The 16,163-nt window shown below is 45.4% G+C and carries 14 protein-coding genes and 1 tRNA gene; 13 read left to right on the top strand and 2 right to left on the bottom strand.

Annotated elements, in window-relative coordinates; all coding sequences use genetic code 11:
• The first annotated feature begins 46 nt into the window (after positions 1-46).
• From NL646_RS14520 to luxS, 10 genes are all read left to right on the top strand, one after another.
• Positions 47-123, top strand: a tRNA-Arg gene (locus NL646_RS14520).
• 569 nt (positions 124-692) lie between these two features.
• A complete protein-coding gene (locus tag NL646_RS14515; protein ID WP_005493951.1) occupies positions 693-950 on the top strand; it encodes an oxaloacetate decarboxylase subunit gamma in 258 nt (85 codons plus the stop codon).
• 32 nt (positions 951-982) lie between these two features.
• Positions 983-2,770 carry a sodium-extruding oxaloacetate decarboxylase subunit alpha gene (gene oadA / locus NL646_RS14510; protein ID WP_025554646.1) on the top strand — a complete coding sequence of 596 codons (1,788 nt, stop codon included), beginning with the start codon at positions 983-985 and terminating at the stop codon, positions 2,768-2,770.
• 9 nt (positions 2,771-2,779) lie between these two features.
• Positions 2,780-3,910 carry a sodium ion-translocating decarboxylase subunit beta gene (locus tag NL646_RS14505; protein ID WP_005462536.1) on the top strand — a complete coding sequence of 377 codons (1,131 nt, stop codon included), beginning with the start codon at positions 2,780-2,782 and terminating at the stop codon, positions 3,908-3,910.
• Positions 3,911-4,062: 152 nt separating this feature from the next.
• Positions 4,063-5,013, top strand: coding sequence for an NADP-dependent oxidoreductase (locus NL646_RS14500; protein ID WP_020841264.1), 951 nt, complete (start codon positions 4,063-4,065; stop codon positions 5,011-5,013).
• Positions 5,007-5,468 carry a YqaA family protein gene (locus NL646_RS14495; RefSeq protein WP_140302425.1) on the top strand — a complete coding sequence of 154 codons (462 nt, stop codon included), beginning with the start codon at positions 5,007-5,009 and terminating at the stop codon, positions 5,466-5,468. The genes NL646_RS14500 and NL646_RS14495 overlap by 7 nt, the downstream gene beginning before the upstream one ends.
• 9 nt (positions 5,469-5,477) lie before the next feature.
• Positions 5,478-8,321: a pitrilysin family protein gene (locus NL646_RS14490; RefSeq protein WP_253664360.1), complete on the top strand. Its 2,844-nt coding sequence runs from the start codon at positions 5,478-5,480 to the stop codon at positions 8,319-8,321.
• 156 nt (positions 8,322-8,477) lie between these two features.
• Positions 8,478-10,046, top strand: a complete 1,569-nt coding sequence (gene gshA / locus NL646_RS14485) for a glutamate--cysteine ligase (protein WP_015297257.1) — start codon at positions 8,478-8,480, stop codon at positions 10,044-10,046.
• Positions 10,047-10,070: 24 nt separating this feature from the next.
• A complete protein-coding gene (locus NL646_RS14480; protein ID WP_180761096.1) occupies positions 10,071-10,676 on the top strand; it encodes a hypothetical protein in 606 nt (201 codons plus the stop codon).
• A gap of 66 nt (positions 10,677-10,742) precedes the next feature.
• Positions 10,743-11,261: an S-ribosylhomocysteine lyase gene (gene luxS, locus NL646_RS14475; protein ID WP_005462534.1), complete on the top strand. Its 519-nt coding sequence runs from the start codon at positions 10,743-10,745 to the stop codon at positions 11,259-11,261.
• A 61-nt stretch (positions 11,262-11,322) separates the two neighbouring features.
• On the opposite strand, the gene NL646_RS14470 is transcribed toward luxS, so the two are convergent.
• Both NL646_RS14470 and NL646_RS14465 read right to left on the bottom strand, forming a co-directional pair.
• Positions 11,323-12,603, bottom strand: a complete 1,281-nt coding sequence (locus tag NL646_RS14470) for an HlyC/CorC family transporter (RefSeq protein ID WP_005462557.1) — start codon at positions 12,601-12,603, stop codon at positions 11,323-11,325.
• 125 nt (positions 12,604-12,728) lie between these two features.
• On the bottom strand, positions 12,729-13,523 hold the full coding sequence (locus NL646_RS14465; protein ID WP_005462565.1) for an inner membrane protein YpjD: 795 nt from the start codon (positions 13,521-13,523) through the stop codon (positions 12,729-12,731).
• Between the two features lie 212 nt (positions 13,524-13,735).
• Here NL646_RS14465 and ffh point away from each other — a divergent pair, with 212 nt between their 5' ends.
• The 3 genes from ffh to rimM all read left to right on the top strand — a co-directional run bounded on the left by ffh (position 13,736) and on the right by rimM (position 16,153).
• A complete protein-coding gene (gene ffh, locus NL646_RS14460; protein WP_005462555.1) occupies positions 13,736-15,118 on the top strand; it encodes a signal recognition particle protein in 1,383 nt (460 codons plus the stop codon).
• Positions 15,119-15,327: 209 nt separating this feature from the next.
• On the top strand, positions 15,328-15,576 hold the full coding sequence (gene rpsP, locus NL646_RS14455; RefSeq protein WP_005379962.1) for a 30S ribosomal protein S16: 249 nt from the start codon (positions 15,328-15,330) through the stop codon (positions 15,574-15,576).
• Positions 15,577-15,604: 28 nt separating this feature from the next.
• Positions 15,605-16,153, top strand: a complete 549-nt coding sequence (gene rimM / locus NL646_RS14450) for a ribosome maturation factor RimM (RefSeq protein ID WP_005462552.1) — start codon at positions 15,605-15,607, stop codon at positions 16,151-16,153.
• The last annotated feature ends 10 nt before the right edge of the window (positions 16,154-16,163 follow it).

The raw sequence follows: 16,163 nt of genomic DNA, 5'->3' as shown, positions 1-16,163 counted from the left end.
GTTTTTGTGAACTCCTGATATTGGTAATACCGATATCGAAAACTGCGCGTCCTTAGCTCAGCTGGATAGAGTACCTGGCTACGAACCAGGCGGTCGGAGGTTCGAATCCTCCAGGACGCGCCACTTATCAAAAAGCCTCGCTTATGCGAGGCTTTTTTTGTATCTGAAAAACAAACACTCACTACTTATTCTCTAGTCTGCGCTGTCAAAGTAGGTTTCTTTTCTTATCTGATTGAACTGCAATGTCACTTTACGTATCTAGTCAATCATCTCTAATAATTCATCATCGGTGCTCCATGCTTTCTTCGTTTCCAGCAAAATGATGACTAGCGTGATTTAAATAAAATATGTTAATCACATGTTTCAATGGTGTTTTTGTTTTGATCTTTACTCCTATCTTTTTGTTTTAATAGTTCTTTCTTTTAATCTCACTTGTTTTGTTTTGAAATCTTAATCGCAGTTTTCTCGTGCTCTTTGAATTAACCTGTTTATATATTGAGCATTCGTTCTAACTCGATGGTTTAAGTTTGAATTGTGATCTGGGTAGTGAATAAATAATCAATTATGGAGATTATTTAAATCCTTCCTTAAACAAAATTGACAAAATTTAACCAATCGAGATAATCCATTGGTCGGGATTTGACGCTAATAAAGTCCTGCACGTTGTCAGGATGACAAAGAAAGGAAGCAACATGACGAATATAGGAAGCCTGCTAGTAGATGCGGCCACCCTTATGGTTACGGGGATGGCGGTCGTATTTATTTTCCTCACCATTCTTGTTTATCTCGTTCGGCTATTGTCGAAACTGGTACCAGAAGAAGTACCAGAGCCGATCGCAGCACCAAAAACAAATACCAAAGTTCAATCAACCTCTTCAGCTGTTAGTCCACAAGTAGTGGCAGCGATTTCAGCGGCGATTCATCAACATCGCGCTTCAATCGCGAAGTAGCCGAATATAGGATTAAAAAGGAGTTTAAGAGCATGTCTAAACCACTAGCTATTACCGATGTGGTCCTTCGAGACGCCCATCAATCACTGTTTGCTACGCGTATGCGTATCGAAGATATGCTGCCTATCGCAGCTGAGTTGGATAAGATTGGATACTGGTCCCTAGAAACCTGGGGTGGTGCAACGTTTGATTCGTGTATTCGATTCCTTGGGGAAGACCCTTGGGAGCGTCTACGTGAGTTGAAAAAGGCGATGCCAAATACACCAATGCAAATGCTACTTCGTGGTCAAAACCTTTTAGGATATCGCCATTATGCTGATGACGTAGTAGAGAAGTTCGTTGAGCGTGCTCATGCCAACGGTATGGATGTATTCCGTATCTTTGATGCGATGAACGATGTTCGCAATTTCCAAAAAGCGGTGAAATCGGCGGTAGATGTTGGCGCTCATGCGCAAGGCACCCTGTCATACACAACAAGCCCTGTTCACAATACGGATACTTGGGTTGATTTAGCAAAGCGTTTGGAAGATCTCGGTTGTCATTCTCTGTGTATCAAAGACATGTCTGGCTTGCTAAAGCCTTACGAAGCGCAAGAGCTAATCACACGCATTAAAGCCTCTTGTGATGTACCACTGGCACTTCACTGCCATGCTACCACTGGTCTTTCTACTGCTACGGCAATCAAAGCGGTAGAGGCTGGTATCGACATCCTCGATACGGCTATTTCTTCGATGAGCTGTACTTACGGGCATACTCCGACAGAAACGGTTGTAGCAATGCTGCAAGGTACTGAGCGCGACACCAATCTGAAACTTGATCAACTAGAACCTATTGCAGCTTACTTCCGTGAAGTACGTAAGAAATACGCGAAGTGGGAAGGGCAACTAAAAGGCGTGGATTCTCGTATCCTTATCGCTCAAGTGCCAGGTGGTATGTTGACGAATATGGAAGGTCAGCTAAAAGAGCAAGGTGCAGCGGATCGTATCGACGAGGTGTTAGAAGAAATCCCACGTGTACGTGAAGATCTTGGCTTTATTCCTCTCGTAACACCGACGTCTCAGATCGTTGGTACTCAAGCCGTCATTAACGTACTGACCGGCGAGCGCTACAAGAGCATCACTAAAGAAACAGCTGGTGTTCTCAAAGGTGAGTACGGTGCCGCTCCTGCGGCAGTGAATGCCGATCTACAAGCTAAAGTCCTTGAAGGTAAAGAGCCAATTACGTGTCGTCCTGCTGATTTGTTAGAGTCAGAAATGGAAGCTCTAACGGTGGATTTAATGGATAAGGCTCAATCTGAAGGCATTAAGCTTGCGAGTGAACGCGTTGATGACGTACTTACTTATGCGTTGTTCCCTCAAGTTGGTCTGAAGTTCCTTAAAAACCGTGGTAAACCTGACGCTTTTGAACCAGCACCTACATTGGAAAGTGCAAAACCAGTTGCAGCGCCTGCGGCTCCAGTCGCGTCTGGTAGCGTAGAAACTTACAGTGTTCGCGTTGATGGACAAGTCTACGAAGTTGAAGTGGGGCCAAAAGGACAATTGACTTCTGTGACGCCAAGTTCAGCTTCTGCACCAGTGGCCGCTCCCGTTGCGCCTGTGACGACAAATGCGGAATCGGTTCCTGCACCGCTTGCAGGAAACATCTTTAAAGTGAACGTTCAGCCGGGTGCTGAAGTCGCAGAAGGTGATGTCCTACTGATCCTTGAAGCAATGAAGATGGAAACGGAAGTTCGTGCAGCTCGCGGTGGTATCGTTCAAGAACTGAACGTAAAAGAGGGTGATGCCGTTACCGTTGGTGCACCTCTTCTCAGCTTGGCGTAAGGGAGTATCATGGACGGATTGATGACCTTATGGTCAGAAACAGGGATCGCTAACTTTGAGTTTGGCCAAATCTGCATGATGCTGGTTGGCTGTACGCTGTTGTTTCTAGCGATTCGTAAAGGCTTTGAACCATTACTTTTATTGCCAATTGGCTTTGGCGCTATCTTAGCTAACATTCCTAATGCGGGCTTCACTGAGCCGGGCGGTTTGTTGTACTACGTCTACTATATCGGGATCGAATCGGGAGTTTTCCCATTGTTGATCTTTATGGGCGTTGGTGCGATGACGGACTTTGGCGCATTGATCGCGAACCCTAAAACACTTTGGTTAGGGGCGGCAGCGCAGTTTGGTATTTTTGCGACCTTGTTTGGGGCGATTTTGCTTAACTTTGTGCCAGGGATGGAATTCTCGATGGCAGATGCATCATCGATCGCCATCATCGGTGGTGCTGATGGTCCAACGGCGATCTTCTTGGCCAGCAAGTTGTCGCCAGACTTATTGGGGGCGATTGCGGTAGCTGCATACAGCTACATGGCATTAGTTCCGATCATTCAACCGCCAATTATGAAAGCGCTGACTACCAAAGAAGAGCGTGAAATCAAAATGGCGCAGCTTCGTCATGTTGGTAAATGGGAAAAAGTGTTCTTCCCGATGGCCGTGCTGTTGATGACAATTCTGTTCCTACCTTCTGCGACACCATTGGTTGGTATGTTCTGTCTCGGTAACCTGATGCGTGAAGCGGGTGTGGTGGATCGTTTATCGAAAACTGCACAAAATGAACTGATCAATATTGTGACTATCTTCTTGGGTTTAGGGGTTGGCTCGAAACTGCAAGCTGACCAGTTCTTAAACTTGGAAACATTAGGCATTCTTGGTCTAGGCGCTGTGGCGTTCAGTATCGGTACAGGCGCAGGTGTGCTCATGGCTAAGCTTCTCAATAAGTTCTCAGAAGAGGACATCAACCCTCTCATTGGCGCGGCAGGGGTGTCTGCTGTACCTATGGCAGCGCGTGTGGTGAACAAAGTCGGGCTTGATGCAAACCCTCAAAACTTCTTGTTGATGCATGCGATGGGACCAAACGTAGCTGGCGTACTTGGCTCCGCGGTAGCGGCAGGTATTCTGTTGGCCTTGGTTGGATAAAGACTCTTGTAACACGTAAATACAGTTATCGTGTTGAAGATAAAATTATCAACCAATTTACATGCTTGCCATTAACTTGGTTAAACAAAATGGTTTATAGTCAAAGGGATGCTCCGGCATCCCTTTTTTATTTGTCCCTCAGGGAGTGAGTTATGGAACATAAACAGATTGTTATCACTGAGTTTGGCGACGCCAATGTTCTGGCGATTCAAAGCGCTGAAACTCCGATCCCTAAGTCTGGCGAAGTGTTGGTCAAGGTGCATTATGCTGGCGTGAATCCTATCGATGTCAAAACACGAGCGGGACTTGGCTGGGCTGCTTCCCAGAATAAAGACAAACTGCCTTGGGTGCCAGGTTACGATATTTCTGGGAAAGTCGTCTCTTGTGGTACTAAGACTTCTCGCTTTGCTGTGGGAGATGAAGTGGCCGGTTTTATTGGCTTTCCTCTCCAAGGTGGTGGTTATAGCCAATATGTTTGTGTTCCGGAGTCGGAGCTAAGTCACGTGCCAAGTTCGGTCACGCTAGAAGCGGCGGCGGTTTTACCATTGGCAGGGCAAACCGCTGCTCAAGCATTAAGCAAAGCGAATGTCAGCGAATGCGATAGAGTATTAATTCTCGCAGGAGCGGGTGGCGTAGGGCACTTAGCGGTGCAGATTGCTGTGGCGACAAAAGCCGAAGTGTTTACCACCTGCAGTGAACGAAATTTAGACTACCTCGCCACACTTGGCGCTCATGCAGTGAACTATCAATTTGCACCAGTGTCAGAACGTGTTGAAGGCGTTGATGTTTTAATTGATTTGGTTGGTGGTGATGCGGCTCTAGATGCTCTCAAGTGCCTAAAAGACAATGCCCGCGTGATCACGGTACCAACGATTAGCGCTGAATTAATTTGTGACAAGGCCAAGCTGTTAGGCTTCGAGGCAAGCGGTATGTTGGTTGAGCCAGATCCTTCACAGTTAGACACGTTGTTGTACATGGTAGGTGTGGGATTACTTAAAACAGAAGTGCAACACATTTACCCAATGACTGAAGTTATCGCCGCACACCAACAAGTGGAATCGGGGCGAACGAGAGGCAAGGTATTACTTGATATGACATGCTAGACGCATTCAATTCAGCTTTTGAATATTTAGCCCTTTGGTTTTCTGATTCAGCATTGTGGGTGCTTTTTTTAACGGGTTTTCTGAGCGCCACCTTACTGCCTGGTGGCTCTGAAGCTGGGCTGATAGCAACTCTCTCTCTCAATCAATATGCGGTTTCTTCTATTCTTTTGGTTGCCACAATAGGTAATACGCTTGGTGGCTTAACCAATTACTGGCTTGGGTTATGGATCCCCAATAAAACCCAAGAAGAAAAACATGGTCATACCGCTTTAAAGTGGCTAGCAAAATATGGCTACTGGGGATTATTTTTCAGTTGGTTACCAATTATTGGTGATCCGTTGTGTCTCGCGGCTGGATGGTTAAGGATGAAACTTCTGCCGTGTGTGATTTTAATATTTTTAGGAAAAGCCGCTCGGTACAGCTTGTTGGCGGCCATTTATCTCGGATTATTTTAAGGAAAGTACATGAGAATGTTTTGGGTTGGCGCGTGCTCACTGTTAGTGATCACGGGCTGTGCATCAAATTCCCCTGTTTCATCGTTGCCAAAAGGGGTGACTTTCGTCGAATCATCGAAAGCAGAAGACGGCAAAGTTAAGATCCCATATCAAAAATACAAACTCGATAACGGCCTGACCGTAATTCTAGCGCCAGAGGGTTCTGATCCATTGGTACACGTTGATGTCACGTATCACGTCGGTTCAGCTCGTGAAGAAATCGGTAAGTCGGGCTTTGCGCACTTCTTTGAACATATGATGTTCCAAGGCTCAGAGAATGTTGGTGATCAAGAGCACTTCAAAATCATCACAGAGGCGGGTGGTACGTTAAACGGTACGACCAATCGCGATCGCACCAATTACTTTGAAACCGTTCCTGCGAATCAGCTGGAAAAAATGCTGTGGCTTGAATCGGATCGTATGGGCTTTTTGCTTGATGCGGTTTCACAGCGCAAATTTGAAATTCAACGATCTACGGTGAAAAATGAGCGTGCGCAACGTTATGACAACCGCCCGTACGGTTTGATTTGGGAACGTATGTCTGAAGTGTTATACCCAGAAGGTCATCCTTACTCATGGCAAACCATCGGTTACGTTGAAGATCTTGATCGTGTTGACGTGAATGATCTTAAAGCGTTTTTCTTGCGTTGGTACGGTCCAAATAATGCGACGATCACGATCGGTGGTGACTTAGATGTCGAGCAAACACTGGCGTGGGTAAACAAATACTTCGGTTCCATTCCTCGTGGTCCAGAAGTTGAAAACGCACCGAAACAACCAGCTAAGTTGCAAGAAGACAAATACATTACGTTGGAAGATCGTATCCAACAACCGATGGTAATGATTGCGTGGCCAACCACATACAGCGGCGAAGAGAGCCAAGCATCTCTGGATACGCTATCGGAAGTATTAGGTGGTGGTACCAACAGCGTGCTGTACCAAGATTTAGTGAAGACGCAAAAAGCGGTTGATGCGGGTTCCTTCCATGACTGTGCAGAGCTTGCGTGTAATTTCTATGTCTACGCGATGGGAGATTCTGGAGACAAAGGTGATCTTTCGACCTTGTACGGTGAGCTCATGAAATCGATGAGCAAGTTTGCAGAGAAAGGCGTCACTGACGATCGTCTGGAGCAATTGAAAGGTAAAGCTGAAGCGGATGCGATTTTCGCGCTTGAAAGCGTGAAAGGTAAAGTCACACAGCTAGCGTCGAATGAAACTTTCTTTGGCCAACCTGATTTGATTGAAAAACAATTGGAACAGATTCGTGCCGTGACTCCTCAATCTGTTGAGAAGGTGTACCAAAACTTTATTCAAGGTAAGTCGAAAGTCACCTTGAGCGTGGTACCAAAAGGCAAAACGGATCTTGCTGTTAAGTCTGCGACATTTACAACGCCAGAGCGTACCTTGCCAGAGTACAAAAAAATTACCGATGATCAGTTAGCCTATCGCCGCGCAACGGACAATTTTGATCGTTCAGTACAGCCACCGGTAGGTGAGCCAGTGAAAGCAACAATGCCAGAACTGTACAACGTGCATTTTGACAACGGCTCTGAATTACTCGGTACCGTGAGCAACGAAACTCCGACAGTCATGATGCAGTTCAGCTTACCAGCGGGCACGCGTTTTGTGGAAAAAGGCAAAGAAGGCTTAGCGCAACTGACGGCTGCTATGTTGCAAGAAGGAACGACCAAACGTAGCGTGGAACAAATTCAAGCTGAGCTCGATAAACTCGGCAGCATGATCTCTGTCGATGCCACAGGCTACACTACGAACATCAGCGTTTCTTCTTTAGAAAAGAATTTAGAGCCAACACTGAAAATCGTTGAAGAGATGCTGCTGTCGCCAGCGTTCAAACAAGAAGATTTTGATCGTGTGAAAATGCAGGCACTCGAAGGGCTTGTGTACGAACATCAAAATCCAAGTTGGATGGCATCTCAAGCAAGTCGACAAGTGCTGTATGGCGATTCTGTTTTCGCTCGTCCGAAAGACGGCACGCAAGCTGGTGTCAGTGCGCTAACGCTTGATGATGTGCGTGAGTTCTACGCTAAGCACTACACACCGCAGAGCGCACAAGTCGTGGTGGTGGGTGACATTGCTAAACAAGACATTGAGCAGAAGCTTGCGTTTTGGGCTGAATGGAAAGATGAAGCGGCACCACTTTATGCTCCTCAAACAATACCAGCATTAGGTGAGCAGAAAATTCATCTTGTCGACAAACCAGGAGCACCGCAAAGTGTGGTTATGATGGTTCGTCAAGGCATGCCTTATGATGCCACGGGTGACTTTTATCTAAGCCAGCTCGCGAACTTTAACCTAGCGGGTAACTTTAACAGTCGCATCAACCAAAACCTGCGTGAAGACAAAGGCTACACCTACGGTGCTTACGGTTACTTCTCGGGGAATCCTGAAACCGGTTCGGTTGTATTTACCGCGCAAGTTCGTGCCGATTCGACGGTCGCATCGATTATCGAGATGGAAAATGAGCTGAATGAATACGCTCAATCTGGAATGACTGATGAAGAAATGAAATTTATGCGCCAAGCGGTCGGTCAAAAAGATGCACTGAAGTATGAAACGCCGACACAAAAAGCGGAACTCATTAGTGATATTCTCAAATACAACCTCGATCAAGATTACTTGCAGCAAAGAAACGCTATCGTTGAGAAAGTGGGTAAGCAAACTTTGAATGCATTAGCTCAAAAATGGTTTGATCCGAATGACTATCAAATCATTGTCGTTGGTGATGCTAAATCACTTCGTCCTCAACTAGAAAAGTTGGGGAAAGACGTAGAAGAGCTTGAAATCATTCGATAGAGTACACATTTAATAGCGGAGAGTGATCTCTCCGCTATTCATCTAGATAAGCGACTTTTAATGGGTTGTTTATCTAGATGCATGAACTATCAATAACTTAGCTTTCACTTGTCCCGAGCGACAAGTGTCCTGCTCCTAATATAAGCGAACCTCATTTTGACTGATTTTGCTGCGCGACTAAAAAAAGTTGCATCAAACCCCGAAGTATTTAAGCAGTTTGGACGCGGTGTTGAGCGAGAAACTTTGCGCTATCGTCAGGATGGACACCTAGCAACAACACCTCATCCAGAGGGTTTGGGCTCAGCGTTCACAAACAAATGGATCACCACCGACTTTTCTGAATCGTTGCTGGAGTTCATCACTCCGGTTTCTCATGACATTCCAGAATTGATGGCGCAACTGAAAGACATTCACCATTTCACTCAAACCAAAATGGGCGAAGAAAAGATGTGGCCGCTTTCTATGCCATGTTATGTCGGCAGTGAAGATGATATTCAGCTTGCTCAGTACGGTTCATCGAACTCGGCGAAAATGAAAACATTGTACCGTGAGGGGCTAAAACGCCGTTACGGCAGCTTGATGCAGATTATTTCTGGTGTTCACTTCAACTTTTCATTCCCTGAGTCATTTTGGGATGCGCTTTATGGCGAGCAGGATGAGCAAGCTCGCCAAGACACTAAATCAGCCGCTTACTTTGCTTTGATTCGTAACTATTACCGTTTTGGTTGGATGATCCCTTACTTCTTTGGTGCATCGCCAGCGTTATGTGGTTCGTTCATTCAAGGCCGTGAGACTAAACTCCCGTTTGAAAGCATCGGAGGGACACTGTATCTCCCTAAAGCGACGTCTCTTCGCTTGAGTGATCTTGGTTATACCAACAGTGCTCAAAGCGTATTGAAAATTGGTTTCAACAGTATTGACCAATATCTTGAAGGTTTAGGTGATGCGATTCGTCGGCCATCTGAAGAATTCGCAAAAATTGGAGTAAAAGTGGATGGTGAGTACCGTCAGCTCAATACCAACATTCTCCAGATTGAAAATGAATTGTACGCACCAATTCGTCCGAAACGCGTAGCAAAAAGTGGTGAGAAGCCATCAGATGCATTGAGTCGCGCGGGCGTGGAATACATTGAAGTGCGCTCATTAGATGTGAACCCATTCAGTGCCGTTGGTGTTAGCGAAGAGCAAGTTCGTTTCTTAGATCTTTTCCTAACGTGGGCGGCGTTGTCAGATTCTGACCCAATGGATAACTGCGAACTAGAATGCTGGCGTGACAACTGGAACAAAGTGATCATCTCTGGTCGTGAAAAAGGTTTGATGCTGCAAATCGGTTGCCAAGGTGAACGCTTATCTTTGCAAGATTGGGCGAAGCGAGTATTCGTTGAGTTGCGCCAAATTGCAGTAGAGATGGATTCTGCGGCTGGTGGCGACGCTTACCAAGCTGTATGTGACAAGCTAGAAGCATGGATTGATAACCCTGAACTGACGATTTCTGGCCAATTGCTTGAGCTAACCAAAGAACTTGGTGGACTTGGCAAAGTAGGTTGTGCTCTTGGCATGAAGTTCCGTGAAGAAAATCTGGCTCACGGTTACCAACATTACTCGCAAGATATAATGGAAACGGAAGTGGCTTCTTCAGTTGAGAAACAGCGACAAGCGGAAGAAAGCGATACGTTATCTTTTGACGAGTTTCTGGAAAACTACTTCGCTTATCTAAAACAATAATCAATAAGTAAGGATTGGGTGGGATTGAACATTAAGCCGTTGGTTGTATCGGTGCTAGGAAGTGTGTTGCTTGCGGGATGTGCGACAGCGCCACCAAAACAGCAAGATAACCTATGTGAGATATTCCGAGAAAAATCTGGTTGGTATGATGATGCGAAAGATATGGAAAAAGAGTGGGGAACGCCCATTCATGTTGCCATGGCCATCATCAAGCAGGAAAGCAGCTTCCGCCATGATGCCAAACCACCCAAAGATTACGTATTGGGTTTCATCCCTTGGGGACGCGTAAGCAGTGCGTATGGCTATGCTCAGGCTCAAGATCCAGCTTGGGATGACTTCCAAGATTCCACCGGACAAGGTGGTTCGCGCACCAATTTTGATGATTCGATAATGTTTGTTGGGTGGTATACCCACGAGACTCGTCGCCAGTTAGGCATTTCATTGTGGGACCCTTATAACCAGTATCTGGCCTATCATGAAGGGCGAGGCGGTTATAAACGTGGAACCTACAAAAGAAAGTCTAGTTTGATGAAAGTGGCTCGGCGCGTTGAGCAAACCGCAAAGACTTATGGCTGGCAGCTGAAACAATGTCGTCAGGAATTGGAAGACAACAGCAGCTGGTTCTTTTAACCCCATTTGGGTATAAAAACCAAACCAATACCTCAAGGTGTTGGAATTACAATCAGGAGAGATGTAATGCCTTTACTCGATAGCTTCACCGTAGACCACACTCGCATGAATGCACCAGCAGTGCGTGTCGCGAAAACCATGCAAACTCCAAAAGGAGATACCATTACGGTTTTCGACTTACGCTTCACTGCGCCTAACAAAGACATTCTTTCAGAGAAAGGCATTCATACACTAGAGCACTTGTACGCAGGTTTCATGCGCAATCACCTAAATGGTGACAGTGTGGAAATCATTGATATCTCACCGATGGGATGTCGCACTGGTTTTTACATGAGTCTCATTGGTACGCCTTCTGAACAGCAAGTCGCAGACGCATGGCTTGCTTCTATGGAAGATGTGCTAAAAGTGGAAAGCCAGAACAAAATCCCTGAGCTAAATGAGTACCAGTGTGGTACTGCAGCGATGCATTCTTTAGAAGAAGCACAGCAAATTGCCAAGAACATTCTAGCCGCAGGTGTGTCTGTTAATAAAAACGACGAGTTGGCTTTGCCAGAATCAATGCTAAAAGAGCTGCGCGTAGACTAAGTTCTTTTGGAACGGCAACACAAAACAAAAAGCCTGACATGAGTCAGGCTTTTTGTTTTGGTTATTTGGACGTTGATTTTTTCTTCTTCGGATAGACTCGAACTAATTTGATTCGGTTTTCTTCGATTTCAACAATTTCCATCGGGTGGCCCGCGACACGGACACTTAAATGACTCTCTGGAATATCTTCTAGGTGTTCCAAAATCAGACCATTCAAGGTTCTAGGGCCATCGGTAGGTAAATCCCATTTCAAACCTTTGTTGATATCGCGGATATTGGTGCTGCCTTCAATTAAGAAACTGCCATCGCCTTGTGGGCTGATTTCATCAGACAAACTAGGAGAAATAGACGTCGTGAACTCACCAATGATCTCTTCTAGGATGTCTTCAAGGGTGATTAGACCGATAATATCACCGTACTCGTCTACGATCAGACCGATGCGCTGCTTGTTGCGTTGGAACTTCAACATTTGTACGTTCAGCGGCGTTCCTTCGGGAATGTAATACACTTCATCTGCCGCGCGCAGTAACGTCTCTTTGTTAAACTCGTTCTTTTCTAGCATCAAACGGTACGCTTCACGTAAACGCAGCATACCAACCACTTCATCGATTTGGTCGCGATAAAAAACGATTCGACCGTGTGGCGAGTGTGTTAACTGACGAACAATGGATTTCCAGTCATCGTTAATATCGATACCCGTAATCTCATTACGTGGCACCATAATGTCATTTACAGTAACGTGTTCGAGATCGAGAATAGACACCAACATGTCTTGGTGTCGACGAGGGATAAGTCCGCCAGCTTCATTTACGACCGTGCGTAACTCTTCCGAACTTAGATGATCCTCTACCGTGTGATCAGCTTTCACACCAAGCAAACGAATAAAACCATTAGTAATAAAGTTCACCAGCATTACGAGCGGTGATAGCACTTTCATTAGGATAGTGAGCAAGATGCTGCTCGCGTAGGAAACACGCTCTGGGTACAACGCTGCAACGGTTTTTGGTGTGACTTCGGCAAACACCAAGACAACCATAGTTAGCGCACCCGTTGCGATCGCGACACCTAAATCGCCGTATAGGCGCATGCCGATGATGGTCGCAATTGCTGAAGCAAGAATGTTCACGAGGTTGTTGCCGATAAGAATTAGACCAATCAAGCGATCTGGTCGGTCTAATAACTTTTCGACACGTTTGGCGCCCTTATGCCCACTTTTCGCTAAGTGCTTCAAGCGGTAACGGTTCAAAGACATCATCCCTGTTTCTGAACCAGAAAAATAACCTGATATGACGATAAGACACGCGAGTAGCGCAAATAAGATACCCGTAGATATGTCGTCCAAAACGTAGCTGTTCCTTGTATGTTTTTGGCAATTCAACAGCAAAGTGAGCTGCGAATTCAATGAATTAATGCGTACTGTATTTTATCTGTCCGCGAATATAAAGGATAAAGGAGCCCGAGAGCTCCTTAATTCAAGATGATTTCTTTTACAAAACGACTGCCAAAATAGGCCAACGTTAATAACGTCGCACCAGCAACCGCAAACCACGTTACTTTTCGACCGCGCCAACCTTTATGGTAGTGGCCCCAAAGTAAGATGGAATAAACGATCCACGCAATGAAGGAAAGAATACCTTTATGCGCTTTGCCTTGCGCAAACATGTCTTGTACAAACACAAAACCAGTGATGAGTGTGCCTGTCAGCAGTAAGTTACCAATCAGAATGATTTTAAATAGCTGACGTTCAACCATTAAAAGCGGTGGTAAATTAGGGTTAATAGCCAGCGACTTCTTCGCTTTTAATTTGTGATCGAGCCAAGCCAATTGCAGCGCGTACAAAGCGCCGATGGTGAGCGTTGCATAGGAAAATAGTGCAAAAGAGATATGAATGAGCAGCTTCGGGTCATTTTCTAAGTGCTTGACAAACGTGCTTGGTAAAAATGTGGCAGCAGTTAAGTTGATGGCAGCAAAGCTATAAACGACAGGCAATAAAAACCACAGTCGGTTTTTCAACATTGCAATGCTCATGACCAGCGAAATAATAAAACTGATCAAAGACGCGACGTTAAGAATACTCAGGTTTTGACCAGAACCATCAAATATCAGGTCACTCAAAATCCACGCATGAAAAACAAGCGCACAGGCAGCACTGGCAAACACTGTTTTTGCTTTGATTCCTGACTGTTGAGAGAGTCCAGGTATGATGGTCGCAATCGCCAAAACGTAGAGCATGGCGGCCGCGATGGCAATTAAGCTATCCATGAATCCTAAATGTTGTTGTGCACGGTGACGAAATTATACCTTGCATTACTCTTTGGGGCTACGTTATATGCGTCATCAATCATGAGAGATGAGATATTGAAATTAACAAGTTAGCCCTCAACTTAGTTATAAGAGTAGTGTTCGGGTATGACTGTGACGTTGGCTAAGGTATACTCACCCTAATTAATCGCCATTTTAGCGAAGAGACAAAGATGTTTGAGAATTTAACGGATCGATTATCCAAAACGCTGAAAAATATCAGTGGTAAAGGTCGTCTGACCGAAGACAACATTAAAGAAACCCTACGTGAAGTTCGTATGGCCCTTTTAGAGGCTGACGTTGCACTTCCTGTTGTTCGCGAATTCGTAAACCGCGTTAAAGAAAAAGCGGTTGGCGTAGAAGTTTCTAAATCCTTAACTCCGGGCCAAGAATTCATCAAGATCGTTCAAGCAGAGCTTGAAGCGGTAATGGGTGAGTCTAACGAAGCGCTTAACCTAGCAGCACAGCCGCCAGCAGTACTTTTGATGGCAGGTCTACAAGGCGCAGGTAAAACCACATCGGTAGGTAAGCTATCTAAGCTTCTAAAAGAGCGCGATAAGAAGAAAGTTCTTGTGGTGTCTGCCGACGTTTACCGTCCTGCGGCGATCAAACAGTTAGAAACACTAGCATCAGACATCGGTGTCGACTTCTTCCCATCTTCACCAGATCAAAAGCCACTTGATATTGCTAACGCAGCAATCGACCACGCGAAGAAGAAATTCTACGACGTATTAATTGTCGATACCGCGGGTCGTTTGGCTATCGATGAAGAAATGATGGGGGAGATCAAAGATCTTCACTCAGCTATCAATCCTGTTGAGACGCTGTTCGTTGTTGATGCAATGACAGGTCAAGATGCGGCGAACACAGCAAAAGCCTTTGGTGATGCACTACCACTTACTGGTGTGATTCTTACCAAGGTTGACGGTGACGCGCGTGGTGGTGCGGCGCTGTCAGTTCGTCATATCACGGGCAAGCCAATTAAGTTCTTAGGTGTCGGTGAGAAAACTGACGCACTAGAACCATTCCACCCAGACCGAGTAGCATCACGTATTCTTGGCATGGGCGACGTTCTGTCTTTGATTGAAGACCTACAACGCAATGTTGACCAAGAAAAAGCAGAGAAGCTAGCGAAGAAGTTCAAAGAGAAGAAAGGTTTCGACCTTGAAGACTTCCGTGAACAGCTAGGTCAAATGCAAAACATGGGTGGCATGATGGGCATGCTAGACAAGCTACCAGGTATGTCTCAGCTACCATCTGACGTGAAAGACAAAGTCGATGACAAGATGTTCAAGCAAATGGAAGCGATCATCAGCTCAATGACGATGAAAGAGCGTCAACGTCCTGAAATCATTAAAGGCTCGCGTAAAAAGCGTATCGCTGCAGGTTCAGGTGTACAGGTTCAAGATGTTAACCGTCTACTGAAGCAGTTCACCCAAATGCAGAAGATGATGAAGAAAATGCAGAAGGGCGGCATGAAAGGCATGATGCGTAACATGCAAGGCATGATGGGCGGTATGGGTGGAGGCGGCGGCTTCAATCCATTTGGTCGATAATTCATCGATGTGACTATAGTTTCAGGGTGTTAGCTGCGTCACAAACTTGAATTTCGATTTATGTTGGTGAAAAAGTAACTAAACCCTTGCATTGCTCCGGGATAAGAGTAAAATTCCAGAGCTTTATTTTGGCACGAGACCCCAGATTGTTCAGGTTATTGAACGGTTTTTGGGGTTAATTTTATTTTTGAGAAAGCAAAGAGGACGACATGGTAACCATTCGTTTGGCACGTCACGGCGCTAAGAAGCGTCCATTTTATCAAATCGTAGTAGCGGACAGCCGCAACGCTGCAACTGGCCGTTTCATCGAGAAAGTTGGTTTCTTCAACCCAACTGCTAAAGGTCAAGAAGAAGGTCTACGTCTAGACCTAGACCGCGTTAACCACTGGGTTGGTCAAGGCGCGTCTGTATCTGACCGCGTTGCTAAGCTAGTTAAAGACGCTCAAAAAGCGGCTTAATTTTTACTTCAGAAGTAGAAACTAGTTTATGTCGATGAAAGGTAAAGAAACAATGAGCAACGAAAAGATTGTTGTAGGCAAGTTTGGTGCTACTTACGGCATTCGAGGTTGGCTTAAGGTTTTTTCCTACACAGACAATGCTGAAAGCATTTTCGATTACAGCCCTTGGTATATTAACCAAAAGGGCAAGTGGGTTGAGTACAAAGTAGAAAGCTGGAAGCGCCATAACAAAGGTATGGTGGCTAAGCTGGAAGGCATGGATGTTCGTGAAGACGCGCATTTAATGACTAACTTTGAAATTGCTATTGACCCTGCAGTACTTCCTGAATTGTCAGAAGATGAATTCTACTGGCGTGAATTGTTTGGAATGCACGTAGTAACCACTAAAGGTTACGATCTAGGTGTCGTTACTGACATGCTAGAAACTGGCTCAAACGATGTTCTGGTTGTTAAAGCAAATCTTAAAGATGCTTTCGGGCAAAAGGAACGACTAATTCCGTTCCTTGAAGAGCAAGTGATCATCAAAGTTGATCGCGAAGCTCAACGGATCGAAGTTGACTGGGATCCTGGATTCTAATCTCCAAAAT

Origin of the sequence: Vibrio sp. Y20_XG_PY13 (genome assembly GCF_024181925.1) — a bacterium.
Taxonomy (GTDB): domain Bacteria; phylum Pseudomonadota; class Gammaproteobacteria; order Enterobacterales; family Vibrionaceae; genus Vibrio; species Vibrio parahaemolyticus.
The sequence above is the reverse complement of the archived record's forward strand: the minus strand, read 5'-3'. Positions and strand labels throughout refer to the sequence as shown.

Excerpts from the sequence above, each read along its gene's own strand:
- NL646_RS14490 (WP_253664360.1), top strand. The coding sequence starts at position 5,478 with ATGAGAATGTTTTGGGTTGGCGCGTGCTCACTGTTAGTGATCACGGGC.
- luxS (WP_005462534.1), top strand. The coding sequence starts at position 10,743 with ATGCCTTTACTCGATAGCTTCACCGTAGACCACACTCGCATGAATGCA.
- NL646_RS14495 (WP_140302425.1), top strand. The coding sequence starts at position 5,007 with ATGCTAGACGCATTCAATTCAGCTTTTGAATATTTAGCCCTTTGGTTT.
- rpsP (WP_005379962.1), top strand. The coding sequence starts at position 15,328 with ATGGTAACCATTCGTTTGGCACGTCACGGCGCTAAGAAGCGTCCATTT.
- NL646_RS14465 (WP_005462565.1), bottom strand. The coding sequence starts at position 13,523 with ATGGATAGCTTAATTGCCATCGCGGCCGCCATGCTCTACGTTTTGGCG.
- NL646_RS14515 (WP_005493951.1), top strand. The coding sequence starts at position 693 with ATGACGAATATAGGAAGCCTGCTAGTAGATGCGGCCACCCTTATGGTT.
- NL646_RS14500 (WP_020841264.1), top strand. The coding sequence starts at position 4,063 with ATGGAACATAAACAGATTGTTATCACTGAGTTTGGCGACGCCAATGTT.
- ffh (WP_005462555.1), top strand. The coding sequence starts at position 13,736 with ATGTTTGAGAATTTAACGGATCGATTATCCAAAACGCTGAAAAATATC.
- oadA (WP_025554646.1), top strand. The coding sequence starts at position 983 with ATGTCTAAACCACTAGCTATTACCGATGTGGTCCTTCGAGACGCCCAT.
- NL646_RS14505 (WP_005462536.1), top strand. The coding sequence starts at position 2,780 with ATGGACGGATTGATGACCTTATGGTCAGAAACAGGGATCGCTAACTTT.
- rimM (WP_005462552.1), top strand. The coding sequence starts at position 15,605 with ATGTCGATGAAAGGTAAAGAAACAATGAGCAACGAAAAGATTGTTGTA.